Origin of the sequence: Pseudomonas sp. EL_65y_Pfl1_R83 (genome assembly GCF_963970695.1) — a bacterium.
Lineage (GTDB): Bacteria > Pseudomonadota > Gammaproteobacteria > Pseudomonadales > Pseudomonadaceae > Aquipseudomonas > Aquipseudomonas tritici.
The window spans coordinates 1-490 of record NZ_CAXAQI010000311.1; the positions used below are offsets into that span (position 1 = coordinate 1).

Annotated in this window: 1 protein-coding gene; it reads right to left on the reverse strand. The window is 59.8% G+C overall.

Annotation, left to right across the window (positions count from 1 at the left end; genetic code table 11):
* Nucleotides 1–92: 92 nt before the first annotated feature.
* On the reverse strand, nucleotides 93–490 hold a 398-nt coding region (locus tag AACY08_RS29040), incomplete at its 5' end, for a sensor histidine kinase (protein WP_339472525.1).

Here is a 490-nt window from a genome sequence, read left to right on the forward strand (position 1 = left end):
TCTTCGTCGGCAATGCCGTGACCATAGTCTCGCACACATATTTGAGCTCCGGGGCCGGCAGAAACATCAATCGCGGTAATGCCAGGCGCATGCTAGAGCGCGTTATCGACAAGGTTGCGGTAAATGCGAAAGATCGCCTCGGCATGACCGATCGCCTGCGTATCCCCGGTAGTGGCGAACCGTAGGTCGCGGTGTGCGGCAAATGTTTTGGGTGCCATCGTAGCTACCACGTCCCGACCGATAGCTGCCAGATCGAGGGGTACATGCCCAACATTCGCGAGGGCGTCCGCTTGTGCCAGGTCGAGCATTTGCTCGACCAGCCGGGTCATGTGTCGCGTGTCCGTCTGCAAATCGTCACGCACCTTTCCCGCTGGCAGTTGGTCGAGCGACAATTGCATGATTGCCAGTGGCGTCCGCAGCTCATGCGCAGCATTCGCGGTGAAACTGCGCAAGATCGCCATCGATCGGTCAAGCCGCGTCAGCGCGCGGT